Origin of the sequence: Rhizobium ruizarguesonis, assembly GCF_012349115.1 — a bacterium.
Lineage (GTDB): Bacteria > Pseudomonadota > Alphaproteobacteria > Rhizobiales > Rhizobiaceae > Rhizobium > Rhizobium ruizarguesonis.
In genome coordinates, this window is sequence record NZ_PQIG01000094.1 from 28,511 (window position 1) to 44,962 (window position 16,452).

Here is a 16,452-nt window from a genome sequence, read left to right on the forward strand (position 1 = left end):
ATCACGCCATGACAAAATCCGCAGCACAGAAACGACGACCGAAGCTTCCGTCATTTGCGGGGGAGGGTGCCACCGGCGGCCGGTGACACCGTTTCGCTCACTTTGCCGACAGTTCCGGCGTGAGGTAGTAATTGTTCAGCGGATGCGGCCGAAAGCCCTGGATACGGTCGCCGATAGCATCGAACGTGTTGACATGGACGATATCGACGACCGCGGCGTCACCCTGCAGCTTTTGGGCGATCTTGGCGTAGAGCGCATAACGCTGCTCGTCATTGTCGTTGGCACGCGCTTCCTTGATCAGGGCATCGACTTCAGGCGAGCAGTAGTGCGCTAGATTGAACCCGCCTTCGCAGGAGAAGTCGGAAGACAAGAAGCCCGCAGGATCAAGAACGTCGGTCAAATAATTGCGCGACAGGAAAGCGAGATCGAAATTGCCGCTGAGAAGATCCGGCTCGATGGCGTTGTATTGAGCCGCCTTGATCGTGCTCTGGATGCCGACATCCGCCAGCATTTGCTGGACGGCGGCGGCGATGTCCTTGAATTCGGCTCTTTCGACATATGCGATGATCTCCACCTTGAGGCTGCCAGGCGCGATACCAGCCTCGGCGAGCAGCGACTTGGCAACATCGGGATTGAAGGTCGGCTTCTGGTCCTTCGGAGCCCAGGCGTCCGTCGGACGGAAGACATCGTTGGCCGGCGGCATCAGCCCCTCGAATAGAGCTTCGGAAATCGCCTGATTGTCGATCGCCGCCTGAATGGCCTTTCGCACGCGCACGTCGTCGAAGGGTTTCTTCTTGTTGTTGATGACGAGCATCGTGGTTCGCGGCGTGGCAGCCTCGGAGATCTTGGCGACGCCGGAGTCGTTGACCTGTTTGACGCTGGTGGCGGGAATGAGGCGTGAAATGTCCGCCTCGCCTGAACGAGCCTGCACCGCGCGCGTATTGGCGTCGAGGACGAAGCGCACCTCGCCCTCGTCAACCGCGGGCTTCTTACCCCAATAGGTCGGGGTCGCCTTCACTTTCAGGCCCTGGGCCTGATCCACCGAGACGATCGTGTACGGACCGGTGCAATGATTGATCGGATCGATGGCGCCGCCCGGCTTATAGGCGGCCTTGGAAAGGATGCTGGTGGCGGGCGCGGCCAGATAGGCAGGCAGCATGGCAAGCGGCTGGGCGGTCGTTATGCGCACCTTGTCCTTTCCGATGGCATCCACAGACTTGAAGAGTTTAGGCGGAAAGGCGCGAGCCGATACCTCTCCATGCAAGAGGCTGGTGAGCGCGAAGGCGACGGCATCCGCATCGAACGGCGTGCCGTCCTGGAAGACCACGTCCTGCCTCAACGTGACCTCCCAAATGTTCGGTTCGATGTGGGTGAAGGAGGTGGCGAGCCACGGCTCCAGCTTGCCGTCGTAGTTCACGCGTGCCAGCCCTTCGTAGCAGCCGGCCACTGTGCCGACATAGACGTCGTCGGAGGTCATTGCCCAATTGTTCCTGATGCTCCAGAAGTCGGCGACGACGACGGGTTGGGCCTCCGCCGCTGTTGCCGCGAGGACCAGTGACAATGCGGAAATCCTATTGAAAAGCTTCATGCTCGCATTCCCCTTTTTTGGTTTTGGAAAGTAGGTCTGATGACCGGCTCAGCCGGCAGCCATCGCTGGCGCGACTTGCGTTTCGCGAATTGCGGCGATCTGTTCGAAATGGTGGCAACGAACGAAGTGTCGTGTGCCGTCGTCCTCAACAAGGCTGCGCAGCATGGGCTCTGCCTGCGCGCATTGACTGTCCGCATGAGCGCATCGCGTCCGCAAGCGGCATCCGTTTGGTGGATTGAGCGGGCTCGGCGGCTCTCCGTGCAAAGTGTCGATCGTCTCCTCCAGCCCGTGCTCGTCGAGCAGGGAGGAGGCGATCAAGGCTCGCGTATAGGGATGTTGTGGATTGACGAAGAGATCGGCCGCCGGCGCTATCTCGACGATCTGGCCGAGATACATCACCGCGATGCGGTCACAGAAGCGCGACACGAGCCGCAAATCGTGCGTGATCATCAGTATGGTGAGGCGTAGCCGAATCCTCAATTCCGACAGGAGATTGAGGATCTGCGTGCGCATGGAGGAGTCGAGTGCCGAGGTCGGCTCGTCGCACACCAGGAATTCCGGACGCAGAAGGAGCGCGCGTCCGATGCCGACGCGCTGCAATTGTCCGCCGGAGCACTGGTGAGGGTAGCGGTCGTAAAATGCGTCGGTGAGCCCGACTTCGCGCAGTATGTCCAGGACCTCGGCCTTGCATTCGCCGGGCATGTAGAGCGCATGCTGCATCAGAGGCGCGATCATGCTTTGGCCGATCGTCATGGAGGGGTCGAGCGCTGAATAAGGATCTTGGAAGACGAGCTGCATAGTGCGGCGCATCTTGCGGAGCTCTTCGCCCTGTAACGCGATGACATCACGCCCATCGACCTTTACCCGCCCGGATGTTGGCGGTGTCAGGCGCATGAGCAAACGAGCGACCGTGCTCTTGCCACAGCCGGATTCACCGACAAGACCAAGGACCTCGCCGTGGCGGATCGAAAAGCTGACACCATCGACGGAGCGGACGAGCCGCCCGCCGGACAAAAGATAATGCTTCGTCAGTCCTTCGACGATGACAAAATCGGAGTCAGCGACGCGCGGCTTCATGCCGGAACTCCTGCGCGGACATCTTGGTGTTCGCTGCTGGTGGCCCAGCAGCGGGCCTTGCATGCGCAGTCGGTGTCGGTTTCACAAAGATGCGGCTCCTCCACGACGCAACGCTCGAGACAGCCATGCGTCTGGGCTACGGGACAACGGGGATGGAAGCGGCAGCCTGTCGTCAGGTCGCGCGCATGGACCGTGCCGTGGGGGAGGGAGAACAGCTTTCCCTGCGCGTCGGTCTGGAACAGGGAGCAGCGAATGAGGGCCTGCGTATAGGGATGAGAAGGCTGCTTCAGTACCCTGGCCGCGGGGCCTTCCTCGACAACGCGTCCCGCATACATGACGACAATGCGGTCGGCGACGGCGGATACGACAGAGAGGTCGTGAGTGATCAGCAGCACGGCGAGGCGCCGCCGCCGGCGCTCGGCATCGAGAAGCCGCAGGATCTGCGCCTGAACGGTGACGTCGAGGGCGGTCGTCGGCTCGTCAGCAATCAGGAGTTCGGGACCGGCACTGAGCGCCGCTGCCATCATCACCCTCTGGGCCATGCCGCCGGAAAGTTCGAAGGAATAGCAATCGGCTCGTGCCGATGGATCGGGAATTCCGACTTCACTGAGCAGTCCGACGACCTGGCGGCGGTTCTCCCGTCCGTGGATGCCGTTGTGGTAGTGGAGCGGCTCGCCGACCTGCACTCCCACCCTGGATGTCGGGTCGAGCATGGCTTGAGGCTGCTGGAACAGCATGGACAAGCGGCCGCCTCTGAGATGATCGAACTCACTGGCCGATAGGTTTCGCAAGTCCTGTCCGGAGAAATCGATGGCAGTCGCACTGACCGTCGCCCCTGGAGGCAATAACCGCATGATGGAGAGCGCCGTTACGCTCTTGCCGGAACCCGATTCTCCGACGAGCGCGACAACCTCTCCCTTGCCGACGTCGAAACTGACACGGTCCAGGATCGGTTGCTCAACGCCGGCGAACCGCACTGTCAGATCGCGCACCGAAAGAATAGGATGTCTCTCGCCCATCGGAGCAGCGGTGTTTTCGCAGGTCTGGCATGTCATGCAATTTTCCCCTTTTATGATTGAGAACTGCGGACTTATGCGGCTGAAGCGACGTCCTTCCTTGCCTGAATTGCCTTGCGCATCGTTTCGACGGGATTCCCGAAGTGCCGGCGCAACTCGGCAAGCGCCGCCTCGATCGTGCCGGAGAGCATGAGATCGGCCAGCAACTGATGTTCGCGAACAAGTGCGTCGTTGCCGCTATAGCCACCCATCAGCTTATGCAGGCAGAGCTTCGTTTCGGCTTGTACGGTGGCATAGACGCGCGACAGCCGAGGGCTCTCCGCCGCATCGACCAGCGTGCGATGAAACTGCATGTCGAGTTCCGCGATGAGCGTCCAGTTCCGGCTTATGCGAGCGCGTTCCATCCGGTTGGCAATTGCGCTGAGCTCCTTGTGCAGCGGTATTCGCTTTTCTTGTCTTGCCATGACTTTTTCCATGGCTGTGAGTTCCAACGGCTGACGCACCAGATAGATGTCGATGACATCGCTCTCCGTCAGTTCCGGCACGAAGACGCCACGATGCGGGAGGCTGTTGGCGAGTCCTTCCTGCACCAGGCGTGCAAGTGCCTCGCGAACGGGCCCGCGACTGACGCCGAAGCGCTCGGCAAGATCTGCCTCGTTCAACTGCGATCCCAGTGGAAACGTCCCGTCGAGGACGCCTTTGCGAACCTGTTCAGCGACCTGCGTTGCCAGGCTGTAACGGCGCAGTTTGACGTCGCCGCCCTTCGATTTCTCCATATGAAACTCCCTAGATTTGTTCGTCATTTCTTATGCCTTTCCAGGCCCTGGCCGATCCATGTGACGGAAAGGGCGGTCAGGAAAATTGCAAGCCCCGGAGCGATGACGAGAAGAGGCATACGATCGAAATAGTTCTGGGCAGACGCCATCATGAGTGCCCAGTCGGCATGAGGCGGCTGGACGCCAAGACCCAGATAGGACAGTCCGCCGACTGTAATCAGCTTGTGGCCGAAGCGCAGAAAGGTGATAGCGGCAACGGGCCGGAAAACGTTCGGCAGCACATGTCGAACCAGGATGAAGCTCGGTCGGCAGCCGAGCACCTCCGCTGCGGCGATATAATCGCGCGTGTTGATGACAAGGGACAGACTGCGGGCGAGGCGGGCAAACGGAGCCCAACCGATGACAGTGAGTGAAATGATCAGTGTTGTGTAACCGGCTCCGAAAATCGCCACCATGAACATCGCAATGATGACGTCCGGCAGGGACAGGAGCAAATCGACGATCCGCATGAGAAGCTCGTCCAGCCACCCGCCAGCCCTGGCGCTGATCATGCCCACCGTCATGCCGGTCGTCACGCAGAGGAAGAGCGTCACCGCCGAGATCGCGACAGCAAACTGACCGCCGGTGAGAATCCGACTGAGGAGATCTCTTCCAAGTTCATCGGTGCCGAGCCAATAAGTTGTGCTCGGCGGCTTCAGTCGTTTCAGCAGGCTCTGTGTTGCTGGATCGTGGGGCGCGATCCATGGCCCCAGAACAAGAAGCGTCGCGATCACGCAAAACATCGTGGTTCCCACGACCAGGGTCCAATGGCGGCCCCGCAGAATGCGAAGCGCTTGCAGCCTGGGTCGCATCCGGCTTTCAGACCACCGCAACATGAGAGCGGGATTGAAGCTAGCGGGCATGACCGACCCTCACGGCGGGATTGATGAACATATGGATGACGTCGGTGACCGTGGTGATGACGATGGACAGCACGACGATGCAGACAAATCCGCCTTGCAACATCGGAATGTCCTTGTTGATCACCGCCTCGTAGAGCAGGCGACCCATGCCTGGGATGGAAAAGATCACCTCAACCACCACTGATCCACCAAGGAGCCCGGCCAGCCACATCGCGAAGAGAGTGAGGACCGGCATGATGCCGTTTCGTACGCCGTGATGGACGACCGTCTGGCGCATGTTGAGACCGCGCGACAATGCGGCGGTGATGTAGGGCGCGCCGAGCACGTCGATCATCGCCGCCCGGGTTACCCGCGTGAAATAGGCCATCGGGCGCAGGGAAAGAACGAGCGCCGGCATGATCACGCAAGACCATCCGCGCCACCCGGCCGAGGGAAGCAGGCCGAGATGAAGGGAGCACAGCAGGATAGCCATCGGAGCCATCCAGTACTCCGGAACGGCCACGAAGGTCTGCGTGACAAAGGTTGCGAGGGTGTCGAAACGGCCGCCGGGCCGCATGGCGCTCAGCGTGCCGAGAGGAAAAGCCACGAGAAGGGCGAAGGCCAGTGAAACGGCCGCCAGCGTGGCCGAGACGCCAAGTGCACGAGCGACCTCGTTTGCCACAGGCATCTTATTGGCAAAGGACACGCCGAGGTCGCCGTGCACCGCATCGGCCAGCCAGATTCCGTATTGTTCGTATAGAGGCCTGTCGAGGCCGAGCTTGATGCGCAGCGCCGCGACCGAATCCTGATCGACCGCAAGGTCGCCGATCCGCGATTGCAAGATGGTACGGACGGGGTCTCCGCCGGTCATGTATGGAACGAGAAATGCGAGAATGGAGACGACGAGCGAGGTGGCGCAGAGGAAAGCCAGACGCTGAAGCAGTATTTTCGTCATCTTCCTATCTCGCTTCCTTTGGTCCTAACAAGTCGCGTTGCAGACGATCCGCAAAAAGGGGCGGATCCAGACCGGTTGCCATGAGCTGGGACTGCCGGGCGCAGGCTCGGCGTCGCAAGGGGAGAAATGTGCGAGGCTTTTTGCCGAGGTTTTCGTCTGAGCAGCCTTCATATGCTATCCCCCTGGATGGCATATCATCATGGATTCACCTTTGTAGGATTGTCAACAATAGAAATGTTGACGTAAAGCAGAAAATGACTTGATCCTATCCCCCTAGAGAGGATATAGGATGCCAGGAACGACAGCGTGTTCGCCCTTCCATCTCTCATGGGTATTGAAATGACTGACGCTACTGATCTTGAATTCTCACCTGATTTGCGCCTCTCTCTGCTTGCTGATGCGGGAGGCAAGGCTACGCGAGCGCGGCAATTCTGCCTTGACGTCATAAAGGAATTCTATGGGTTCGACTATCGCCCGGATTGGCATGGCGATCTCGATTCCCTTCTCCTGCCGCCTGCCGGCAATCATTTCAGCAGCCTTCATCGCGGTGCTTTCTGGATCGTCGAGAACCGGCAAGGCGAAATCGTCGCGACGACGGGTATTCGGCATCTTGGCTGGAAGCCCAATTGCGCGGCGCTGTTTTCCAATCGTTACGGAGACGGTACCGACATCGCTTCGCTCTGGCGCCAGTATGTGCGCAAGGACATGCGGGGCCGTGGGTTGGGAAAGAAGCTCGCCGCCCTTTGCGAAAGTGAGGCGCTGAGCAGGGGCTATGAGCGCATGTATCTGCATGCCAGCTCCCATGCTTTGGCCACCGTCGGCTTCTGGAAGTCCAGAGGCTACGTCGCGATCGCCGACGACGGTGAAACCATCCATTTCGACAAGCCTCTGACCCACCATCTGCTGCAGGCGGCGACTGCCTAGCGCCTCACATCCATTCACCGACGAAATTCGAACCAAAGACTGGAGAAGCCTATGGAATCCTTTAGTTCATTGATCGCCCAAGGCGGTGGAGCCGCTTGGCTCTTTATCCCAAGCGCCATCCTGCTCGGTGCCCTGCACGGGCTTGAGCCGGGCCATTCCAAGACGATGATGGCGGCCTTCATCGTTGCCGTGCGCGGGACCGTCGCCCAGTCCGTCATGTTGGGCCTGGCTGCGACCTTTTCCCATACTATGGTCGTCTGGGCGATCGCGCTTGGTGGCATGTACCTTTTCTCCGGTCTCGATGCCGAAACTGCCGAGCCATATTTCCAGCTCGTCTCGGCTGTGATCATTATCGGCGTAGCTGCCTGGATGTTTCGCCAGACATTGCGGGAACAGCGTTCGGCCAAGCAATATGAGCGCGATGTCGCGGAATGGGAAAAGACCCGTGACAAGGCGATCCCGGCGCAGCGCGTTGATACCGGCCATGGCTTTATGTCGATGGAGATCACGCCCGACAAGCCCGCCTTCTGGCGCTTGAAGGTCGTGAGCGGGGACAACTGGACTGCCGAATATGTCACTCTTTCGACCGAACGGCCGGATGGCACGAAGCAGAAATTTACCTTTGTGGATCGCGACGGTTACATCGAGTCCGTCGAAACCATCGCCGAACCTTATGATTTCATGGCCCGCCTCAGCCTCGACCATGGCGACCATGAGCACGATTACGACGTCTCGTTCCTACAGGGGGCAGAGGCCGACAAGAAGCAAGGCGGCGGTGTCAATCTCGCGACCGAGGGCTATCAGGACGCGCACGCACTCTCTCACGCCAACGATATCCGCAAGCGCTTCGCCAATCGCCAGGTGACGACGGGGCAGATCATTCTCTTCGGTCTGACCGGTGGACTTATCCCTTGCCCGGCGGCCATCACGGTCCTGCTTCTTTGCCTGCAACTGAAGAAGATTCCGCTTGGTGCCGTGCTTGTGCTCTGCTTCTCAATCGGTCTTGCGATTACGCTGGTCGTGGTCGGAGCTGCCGCAGCAATCGGTGTTCGCAAGGCAACACAGAAGTTCTCCTGGCTTTCGACCGTTGCCGCGCGAGCCCCCTATTTTTCGAGCGCTGTCATCATAATTGTCGGTCTCTACATGGGCTACCACGGCGTCAACGGCATCATGAACCCGCATCATGAACCTGCGGAGAAGGCTGCTGGCCTTGTGGACATCGAAGGCAAGGTCGTGGCCGCCGTTCGATGACGGACAGAAACTTTGCGGCGCGGTTCAGGCTGGTTCGCGACAACGATAAGATAGGAGAAACACACCCATGACTGCCGCGCTTGCATCGACAAAGAGCTTGCACTCGCCGCTTGACCAGACATCGGAGCATGGACCACGAAAAGACATGACCGAATCCGACGATGGCCACACCATCCATCATCATCATGAAGCAATCGCCAAGCGGTTGAAGCGGGCCGAGGGACATCTTCGGAGCGTCGTGCAAATGATTGAAAACGGTCGGGATTGCGTCGATATCGCTCAGCAGCTCTCTGCGGTCGAAAAGGCCATCGTGCAGGCCAAGAAGACGCTGATTCAGGATCATCTCGATCATTGCCTCGAGGATGTCGTCGGTTCCCTTTCTCGGAAAGAACGCCAGTCGATCGACGAGTTCAAGACGATCACTAAATACCTTTAGTCTCCTGTCTGCATTCCGTGCAGGGCGAGGGACGCGTGAGTTATCACCGTCGCAGCCTTGCATGATCAACCGTCATGTGGTGGCCGGACGAACGGCTCCCACCATGAATGTTGCGCTGGAAGGAGAGGGACTTGCGGCGGTCATTCTTGATTTTACCGCGTCTGCCATCATCCTATCCACAGGGATAGGTTATAGCCGGCACATCGCCGGCATTGTTTGAAACGCCGCCAGCCGGCATAACTGCAAAAGGAGAGCATGACATGTCCGAACAGCCTTCCATCCATATGGGCCACGGCCAAATGGTCGATATAGTTGGCAAGACCTACGACAGATGGGAGATCGTTTTCAGCGAGGCGGGCGTAAGCGACTACAAAGCGCCGCCGCTGAAAGAGATCGAGGCGGATGCAATCGATGTCTCCGGCAAAATTCATCCGCTTGCTATCGCAGCGGGTCCAAGCGCATCCACGGTCGTCGCCAGCGGTCAGGTGGATGGTGCCTACCGCGTGCGCGTCCGTGTCTGGCACGGAACCCATTTCCATACCCGCGAAGCCTTTTTGCCGGGAGCGGCACCAATTGAAGCCGTCATGGGGCCAAATGGTGGATCTCTCGCTACTTTCGACGAAAGCCTGCAGGTTGAGGTCAAGCCGATCGACGCCACCGCATGGGAGCTCTTCTTCCTGAAAGGCTCCACGCCGGTCGGGCCGCTCGCTGCTGACGCCGTCGTCGTGCAGGCTATCGGCCCGAAGGCGGAGGATTACCAGATCCGCAACCTCAAGACTGAAAATCCTGGCAACGGGAAAACCTTGATCGTCGAAGGCAAGATCAAGGATGCCGTCTACGCCCGTATTTCCATCGCAAAGGATGACGGCGAGGTTGTTCGCAGCATCCCGATTTTCCTTGCGAATTGATAAATCGGTTGTGCGCCATTTGGCGTCCATCGTTCCGTGAAAGCCGGGATTGCGATCCGAATGATTGCTATCCCGGTTCCTCTTGGGTGGCGACTGCCGCGATCTTGCCAACTCCTTCGTGATGATCCTGAAGGCGCTGTCGCTCGGATTCGCCATCAAAGTGGTCGACATCTTCGCGCAGTCGCAGTTGACCGCAGCGTTGAACTTCTACTACCTCGAAGCCTTCTTCGTTGCGGTCGTGATCTACATGGTGGTCGGCTTCGTCGTCACCCAAATCGCCGACAGGACCGAGCGAGCCCTCAGGCTGCGCACCTAAACGTAGACGTTCGCAATACCCTCGATAGAGCGACAGGACCGGCTCGGTCTGTCGTTGAAACAGTTCCCTGTCTGCTGTCGATGAGGCCTCACGCCGCTTTCTCTTTCGGAGAGCAGGGTATAAAATATGATTTAGCCGGCAGGCCCGGATCGGCCCGGTGCCGATGGGCGGACCTGGCGGTTATGCTCTCAGTGCGGACGAAGCTGATGATCCGTATCGCCGTCATGCTCATGGCAGCGCTTTTTTGCGACTGTGGCGCCGGTCATGCCGAAGAACCGCTCTCGGCGTTCGAACTTTTCAAGAGTCGCTGCTTGACCAAGGGCCCAAACTTCGCTCGAACGGCGTCGATAGCGCGGGCGAGGGGTTGGCGACCGCTACCATTCGATCTGGTGATCAGCTTGGCGCCGATGGAGAACGCGGATCTTGCTGAAGGTTGGATGATTGGCCATCGCGGAAACTCGCAATGGCAGGCGATTTTGGTGACGAGGGCGACCGTTAGTGGCAACGCTGTTGAAAGTTGCACGGTCGCCGCTTCGGGCGTTGACAGCGCGGTGTTCGAAAGGGACTTTTTCAATCTGACTGATGCTGAGCCGGTTCGTGAAGAGCACTGGCGGACCCACGTTCATAAGCTTTTTACCTTAAATTCAGCGGGGCGGCGGGAGATGATCATCCTAACCTTGCCAGTCGAGCCGGTGGGACGAGATCCGCTGGTGGCAAGTGTTGTCGCTGAGGCGCAATGGGAGAACTGAGCCTGACGCGTTCAAAACGCCGTCGGCTGCCAGCTATTCATGAAATCCTCGTGCCATTACCGGAACCGAGCGCCGGCTTCGATGCTTCGGAGCGGATCACGAAGGATGGCGCTTACCACCTGCATGAGTGGGGGCGTCTAGTGCGGTCTTCATCCCATCGAAAACCATTTGCTGGAACATCCGGTCGATCTCGGCAGGGGTGATGTCGGTATCGCGGTCAAGCCACCAGTGCATGACCTCAAGAAGTGCGCCGACGACGAAGCGCGTGGCGATCTCAAGCTCGGTGCCACTTTCGCGGTGGCCGGAAAGATCGGCCAGTTCGCTGCGAATCTGCTGGCTGATCCAGTCGCGGATCTCTTCCGGCGTTTCGCGCTTCGACCCACCGAGCAGGGCACGGTGCATCGCCCGCGTCGCGAGCGCGTGCTCGAACACTGAACGACTGAAGGAGAAGCCATGGGTGTCTGGCTGCGAGCAACGCCCTGTATCCCTCGTCTGGAGGGGCTTCAGATGCTCGTCGATCGCTGCTTTCCTCAGGCAATCCTTGTCGGGATAGTGGGTGTAGAACGTCGAGCGTCCGACATTGGCTTGCCTGCAGATGTCCTCGACGGTGACCGCGGCATATCCCTTCTCGGCGGTCAATTTGACAAGCGCCTGCTGCAGAAGGCCGCGTGTCCGGGCGACACGACGATCGATTGATCCGACGGGCACTTGGGCATCCTTTTTCGGTCACGGGAGGGTCAATCGTCCAGTAATGGGCGCATCTGGAGGTCGCGATCAGTAAAAACGATACTGGACACGATGTCCAGTATCGTATGCTCCTGTCAATGGCTCGGGCGAAACGAGCGAACAGGAGACGAAGCAATGCACCGACGATTTTTTGGAAGAATTCATCAGCGACGGACGCAAATGGCGGTCATCGTCATCAAAGTGGCGGTGGTGGTCGGCGCATTCTTCCTGTTCGGACAGGCGAACGTGCTCTTCTCCCTGGGTATTCCCGTCCTGGTGCTTCACGCCGGCTTGCTCGCCGCGATCGCCATTCTGGCGATGTGGCCGAACGTTCACGGCCGGATTGCCGTGCCGGCTCAGGAATCGGCTTCCGCGGAGACGAAGGTGCCGCATATTGGCATCCTGCTCCACTCTGCTGCACGCTATGACGCGTTGGCATGGCTTCTGACCGGCGGCCGCGAGCACGCTTTCCGTGAAAGGATCCTGAGCTTCGCAAAGCTGAAGCCGGGAGACGCGGTCCTCGATGTCGGCTGCGGTACCGGCACCATCGCGCTGCTTGCCAAGCAAAGGGTCGGACCGAACGGACGGGTCGAAGGGATCGATGCGTCTGGCGAAATGGTCGCACGAGCCATGGCGAAGGCCGAGCGGGCAAAACGACCGATCGCGTTTTCGACGGGAACGGCTCAGGACCTGCCCTACAAGCATGGGGAGTTCGACGTCATCCTCAGCACCTTGATGTTTCATCACCTGCCAAAGCGAGGCCGCGAAGAATTCTGCCGGGAGGCGCTTCGTGTGCTACGACCGAATGGTCGCCTGGTCATCATCGACTTTGCAAGACCGCTGCGCCAAAGAAGTTTCTTTCGTTTCCACCGCCATGGCCACGTCGATGTCGACCGGGTCGCGATTATCGTCGAAGAGTCCGGGTTCAACATCGCCGAGCGCGGTGAGGTCGGGACCAAGGGGCTGTGTTACCTCGTTGCGCAGCCGGTCTCCAGCATGCCAAGTCAGGAGGCCACACAAATGGAAAACGGAGGCAATTAACTCAACTTTCCTCAGGTGGCTTGAGGTGTCGGAACTGCCACAACAGCAGCAAGTCGTAGGTGATTTTCAAAGAAGCGCAGATCAGGAGCGGCCACGCTCGAAACGACGCAGCGAAGAGAGCACCGGCGAGCGCGGGACTTGCGGCTGCAGCAAGGCTTCGCGGCACGGATGTGAAGCTCGCCGCCGCAGCGCGCTCGGCCTCCGACACGACCGCCATCACATAGGAAGAGCGGGTCGGGACATCCATCTGCGAGAGTGCTGCCCGAACGAGCAGCAAAGCGAGCGCCAGCGGCAAGCTCGGTGCGAATGCGGCGAGGGCCAAGGCCAAGCTGGACGGAATGTGGGTGAACACCATGGTGTTGATGAGCCCGACCCGCTTCGAGAGCCGGGCCGCGACAGGGAACGAGAAGGCCGACAGAACGCCCGTCCAGAAGAAAAACACCCCTGCCTCGGCGAGCGAGAGATGGAAGCGTGAAAACAGCCACAGCGCGAGCAGCGACTGAACCACGAAACCACCAGCGAAGGCATCCAGACTAAAGAGAGCCGCGAGCTTCAAGACGATGGCGCGCGAAGGTCCGAGTGCCGCCGGTTTGGCGTCTGTGTGACTCACTGGACGAGGTGGTATGCGAGCATAAAAGAGGCCGCCCACGACGCCAACGACCGCGTAGAGAACGAACATCAGCTTGATGGCGGTCAGTTGCATCAACCCGAACGGTGTTATGAATTCCGGCAGAGCGGCGGCCAGCGCGCCAACGGCGCTCGCGAGCGCTCCGACCAAGCTGTAGCGGGCAAACATCTTCGTTCGATCGAAGCTGGTCACCTCGCGGGCGAGCACGGCGTGCTCAAGCGGTACGAAGATGCTGACGCTACCGGCCGACGGATTGATCGTGCCGGCAAACGCGACCACCAGGAGCAGCGCATAGTCGTTGACCATAGACATCAGGAGGCCAGTCGCCACCATCAGGCTGGCGGCTGCGATCAGCAAGCCCCTGAGATCATGACCCGCCCCGAGAAACCCGATGGCAATCGTCAAGAACGCAGAGCCGAAGAGGGATGCGGTGGCGATGATGCCGACCTGCAAGGGCGAGAAGCCGAGAGCCAGCAGGTAGACCGGCAACAGGATGGCCACGAAGCCGTCGCCGAAATCACGCAAAGCCCGCGCCGCGAAGAGAGTGGTTGTCGGTTGGAGGACTTGCACGGGCGTGTTTGATCTCCGTCGGCGACGATGTTCTTGGAAAAGCCTGCGCGTCCGGCACGCACCCTTTGGCACTGGGCTGAGCCTGCCCGCTTAGCTCTTCGGTTTATGCATGTCGTGATCCCGACACCGCTCCTCACTCCCGCCCGGCATGCATTAGACCCAGCCCATCAGCAGCCCATAAAGCAATCCAACGAGTGAGCAGGCGGCGAGCACCATCAGCATGCCGATCTTGAAGCGAAACACAGCGATGACGGCGCCAACAGTTAGGATCAGCGACGGGACATTGACGGAACTCAGCACTGGAAGATCGACGGCCATGCCGAAGGCACGCGCTTCTTGGAGATCTGTAAACAGCACATGTAGCGCAAACCAGATTGCAAGATTCAAGATCACGCCGACGACGGCGGCGGTGATTGCGGCCAACGCGGCGGAGAGCGCCTTGTTGTTGCGCATGGTCTCCATGAACGGCGCGCCAAGGAAGATCCAGAGAAAGCAAGGGACGAAGGTCACCCAGGTGGTCAACAGGCCGCCTAACATACCGGCCAGCAGCGGATTGAGAGCTCCCGGCGCGCGATAGGCGCCCATGAAACCGACGAACTGCGTCACCATGATCAGCGGGCCAGGTGTGGTTTCAGCCATGCCGAGGCCATCGAGCATCTCGCCGGGCTTCAGCCAATGGTATTGCTCCACCGCCTGTTGGGCGACATAGGACAGGACGGCATAGGCGCCGCCAAACGTGACCATCGCCATTTTCGAGAAGAAGATCGAGATGTCCGTGAAGACGTTGCCCTGTCCGAGAAAAAAGAGCAGTGCAAGGACCGGCCCGCCCCAGAGCAGCAACCCGATTGCCGCGACCTTGAGCGACCAACTGGCCGGTGGGCGGGCGTGGGCGGGAACCTCTTCGCCGAGGACGCTATCGGCATCGGCGACCTGTTTGCCGCCGACCTTGCCATGGCCATTGCCTGCGCGGAACGCTGCCCAGCCGGCCCGGCCGCCGACATAGCCGACGATGCCGGCGGCCAGCACGACGAGCGGGAATGGGGCGTGGAACAGGAAGAGTGCGATGAATGCAGCGGCGGCGAGTCCGATCATCACATTGTTCCTCAGGGCCCGCCGGCCAATCCGCAGTACGGCTTCAAGCACGATCGCCAGAACCGCGGCCTTCAATCCGAAGAACAGCGCCTGAACGGCCCCGACATTGCCGAAGATGGCATAGATCCAACTCAGCGCCATGATGGCGACGACGCCGGGGAGCACGAACAGGATTCCCGCCACCAGCCCGCCCTTGGTCTTGTGCAGAAGCCAGCCGATATAGATCGCAAGCTGTTGCGCCTCAGGTCCCGGTAGCAGCGTGCAGTAGTTCAGCGCATGCAGGAACCGGGTTTCGCCGATCCAGCGCTTCTCCTCGACGATGATCCGATGCATGACGGCAATTTGACCGGCAGGGCCACCAAAGCTCAGGGCGGCCACGCGCGCCCAGACGCGAACTGCCTCGCCAAATGATATCCCGTGGGAGGGCGTATCAGCGCGTTGGACTGGGGTGGCGTCGAGGCTCTCGATCTTGTTCATGATTGGTGTCCGTGTATCAGTCGCGCTTCGCGCGGAAATATTGATAAAGATTGTCGAAGATCGGCCCGCCCTGGGCGATCCGTTGCTCGTCCTGCGGATTGGCCGCGCAGATCCCGGCGATCAGGCTGGCGATACCGGTTGTCTCCTCGCGCCCGAATTTGGCGTCCTTCAGATCGATGTTGTGAACGATCTCGGCGATCGCCTGGAGTGCCGGATCCGTAATACCGGCCCTGGCGAGCAGGACCTCGAAACTGCAGTGGTCGCCTTCATGGGTGATCTCGCCCTCGAACATGTCGAAGCGAATTTCGCCCGGATTGGGGACGTAACCTTTGCCCGGCACGAAGCGGATAATCGCATCCGGATCGATGAAGCGACGGATGAGCCAACCGCAGGCAATGCGATCGACGTGCACGCCCTTGCGGGTGACCCACACGCGTCCCTTCAGATCGGCCGGGGTGAGCGGTTTGGGATCCTCGTTGATCATCTCCATGTCCTCTGCAAGTCTGCTCTCAAGTTCCGCGATCAAGCTCTCCGCCGAGAGCCGGCCGGTCGCCCCAAAGAAATCGATCGTTGCGATGTCGACGATCCGCTTGCGCAGGCGGCCGGTTTGTGTCCGCAGCTCGGCCTTTTCATCCGCCGTGGCTGTCTCCAGCCGAGCTGAAAGCGTCCGCGCCTCGTTAACGATGGCCTCATAGTCCTCATCACGGGCTGCATCGAATAGGGAGCGCGCCTGAGCGTCGGAAAGGCCGTCAATGAGGCGCGCCTCGCACACCATGGCCTCGCCACCGCCTTCGACGACCTCCTTCAAAAGCCATTCGAAATCCTCTTGCGTCTCGGCGTTCGCAGGCAGCGCGTAGACTGTGCTCTTGACGGCGACGGCGCCGAGGCGCTGCAGCCGCCGCCAGATCTTCACCCGGAAGTAGGCCGGTTTGCTCGGCAGTTGGTGGATCAAAAGCAACCAGCGTTGCTCCACCGGAATCGCGTTGTCGTTCATGTCTAAAGCGTATCATCAAAACCTCAGAAAGCAACACTTGTATCATT

General features: G+C 59.9%; 17 protein-coding genes and 1 pseudogene. 8 read left to right on the top strand and 10 right to left on the bottom strand.

What is annotated here, in order from left to right:
• Positions 1 to 97: 97 nt before the first annotated feature.
• From C3Y91_RS24350 to C3Y91_RS24375, 6 genes are read right to left on the bottom strand one after another with little or no spacing between them, the layout of a single operon-like run.
• On the bottom strand, positions 98 to 1,588 hold the full coding sequence (locus C3Y91_RS24350; RefSeq protein ID WP_168575910.1) for an ABC transporter substrate-binding protein: 1,491 nt from the start codon (positions 1,586 to 1,588) through the stop codon (positions 98 to 100).
• 48 nt (positions 1,589 to 1,636) lie between these two features.
• Positions 1,637 to 2,665, bottom strand: a complete 1,029-nt coding sequence (locus C3Y91_RS24355; protein WP_168575911.1) for an ABC transporter ATP-binding protein — start codon at positions 2,663 to 2,665, stop codon at positions 1,637 to 1,639.
• Positions 2,662 to 3,720, bottom strand: coding sequence for an ABC transporter ATP-binding protein (locus C3Y91_RS24360; RefSeq protein WP_168575912.1), 1,059 nt, complete (start codon positions 3,718 to 3,720; stop codon positions 2,662 to 2,664). The genes C3Y91_RS24355 and C3Y91_RS24360 overlap by 4 nt, the downstream gene beginning before the upstream one ends.
• Before the next feature lie 35 nt (positions 3,721 to 3,755).
• The gene (locus C3Y91_RS24365; protein WP_168575913.1) at positions 3,756 to 4,484 is read right to left on the bottom strand and encodes a GntR family transcriptional regulator; all 729 of its coding nucleotides are present in this window, start codon (positions 4,482 to 4,484) and stop codon (positions 3,756 to 3,758) included.
• Positions 4,481 to 5,308, bottom strand: a complete 828-nt coding sequence (locus C3Y91_RS24370) for an ABC transporter permease (protein WP_168575914.1) — start codon at positions 5,306 to 5,308, stop codon at positions 4,481 to 4,483. The genes C3Y91_RS24365 and C3Y91_RS24370 overlap by 4 nt, the downstream gene beginning before the upstream one ends.
• Positions 5,309 to 5,348: 40 nt before the next feature.
• Complete coding sequence (locus tag C3Y91_RS24375) at positions 5,349 to 6,293, bottom strand: ABC transporter permease (RefSeq protein ID WP_168575915.1); 945 nt, start codon at positions 6,291 to 6,293, stop codon at positions 5,349 to 5,351.
• Positions 6,294 to 6,632: 339 nt separating this feature from the next.
• Here C3Y91_RS24375 and C3Y91_RS24380 point away from each other — a divergent pair, with 339 nt between their 5' ends.
• The 7 genes and pseudogenes from C3Y91_RS24380 (at position 6,633) to C3Y91_RS24410 (ending at position 10,877) form a co-directional block, all read left to right on the top strand.
• Entirely contained in the window at positions 6,633 to 7,217 is a 585-nt protein-coding gene (locus C3Y91_RS24380; RefSeq protein WP_168575916.1) for a GNAT family N-acetyltransferase, read from the top strand.
• A gap of 51 nt (positions 7,218 to 7,268) precedes the next feature.
• On the top strand, positions 7,269 to 8,468 hold the full coding sequence (locus tag C3Y91_RS24385; RefSeq protein ID WP_168575917.1) for a nickel/cobalt efflux transporter: 1,200 nt from the start codon (positions 7,269 to 7,271) through the stop codon (positions 8,466 to 8,468).
• Between the two features lie 145 nt (positions 8,469 to 8,613).
• Positions 8,614 to 8,904, top strand: coding sequence for a metal-sensing transcriptional repressor (locus C3Y91_RS24390; protein WP_028733384.1), 291 nt, complete (start codon positions 8,614 to 8,616; stop codon positions 8,902 to 8,904).
• Positions 8,905 to 8,965: 61 nt separating this feature from the next.
• Entirely contained in the window at positions 8,966 to 9,124 is a 159-nt protein-coding gene (locus C3Y91_RS24395) for a hypothetical protein (protein ID WP_168575918.1), read from the top strand.
• 40 nt (positions 9,125 to 9,164) lie between these two features.
• The gene (locus C3Y91_RS24400; RefSeq protein ID WP_168575919.1) at positions 9,165 to 9,812 is read left to right on the top strand and encodes a hypothetical protein; all 648 of its coding nucleotides are present in this window, start codon (positions 9,165 to 9,167) and stop codon (positions 9,810 to 9,812) included.
• 100 nt (positions 9,813 to 9,912) lie between these two features.
• Positions 9,913 to 10,128 (top strand): annotated as a pseudogene (locus tag C3Y91_RS24405) (amino acid ABC transporter permease); the annotation flags it as partial.
• A 206-nt stretch (positions 10,129 to 10,334) separates the two neighbouring features.
• Positions 10,335 to 10,877 carry a hypothetical protein gene (locus C3Y91_RS24410; protein WP_168575920.1) on the top strand — a complete coding sequence of 181 codons (543 nt, stop codon included), beginning with the start codon at positions 10,335 to 10,337 and terminating at the stop codon, positions 10,875 to 10,877.
• Between the two features lie 96 nt (positions 10,878 to 10,973).
• Here the strand turns inward: C3Y91_RS24410 and C3Y91_RS24415 are convergent, their stop codons facing one another.
• The gene (locus tag C3Y91_RS24415) at positions 10,974 to 11,585 is read right to left on the bottom strand and encodes a TetR family transcriptional regulator (RefSeq protein ID WP_168575921.1); all 612 of its coding nucleotides are present in this window, start codon (positions 11,583 to 11,585) and stop codon (positions 10,974 to 10,976) included.
• A 198-nt stretch (positions 11,586 to 11,783) separates the two neighbouring features.
• On the opposite strand from C3Y91_RS24415, the gene C3Y91_RS24420 reads away from it, so the two are divergent.
• Positions 11,784 to 12,644, top strand: coding sequence for a class I SAM-dependent methyltransferase (locus C3Y91_RS24420; protein ID WP_168575922.1), 861 nt, complete (start codon positions 11,784 to 11,786; stop codon positions 12,642 to 12,644).
• Position 12,645: 1 nt separating this feature from the next.
• Here the strand turns inward: C3Y91_RS24420 and C3Y91_RS24425 are convergent, their stop codons facing one another.
• The 3 genes from C3Y91_RS24425 to C3Y91_RS24435 form a co-directional block, all read right to left on the bottom strand.
• Complete coding sequence (locus tag C3Y91_RS24425) at positions 12,646 to 13,842, bottom strand: MFS transporter (protein WP_168575923.1); 1,197 nt, start codon at positions 13,840 to 13,842, stop codon at positions 12,646 to 12,648.
• A gap of 153 nt (positions 13,843 to 13,995) precedes the next feature.
• Positions 13,996 to 15,411 carry a chromate efflux transporter gene (gene chrA / locus C3Y91_RS24430; protein WP_168575924.1) on the bottom strand — a complete coding sequence of 472 codons (1,416 nt, stop codon included), beginning with the start codon at positions 15,409 to 15,411 and terminating at the stop codon, positions 13,996 to 13,998.
• A gap of 16 nt (positions 15,412 to 15,427) precedes the next feature.
• Positions 15,428 to 16,405, bottom strand: a complete 978-nt coding sequence (locus C3Y91_RS24435) for a chromate resistance protein ChrB domain-containing protein (protein WP_174827117.1) — start codon at positions 16,403 to 16,405, stop codon at positions 15,428 to 15,430.
• Between the last annotated feature and the right edge of the window lie 47 nt (positions 16,406 to 16,452).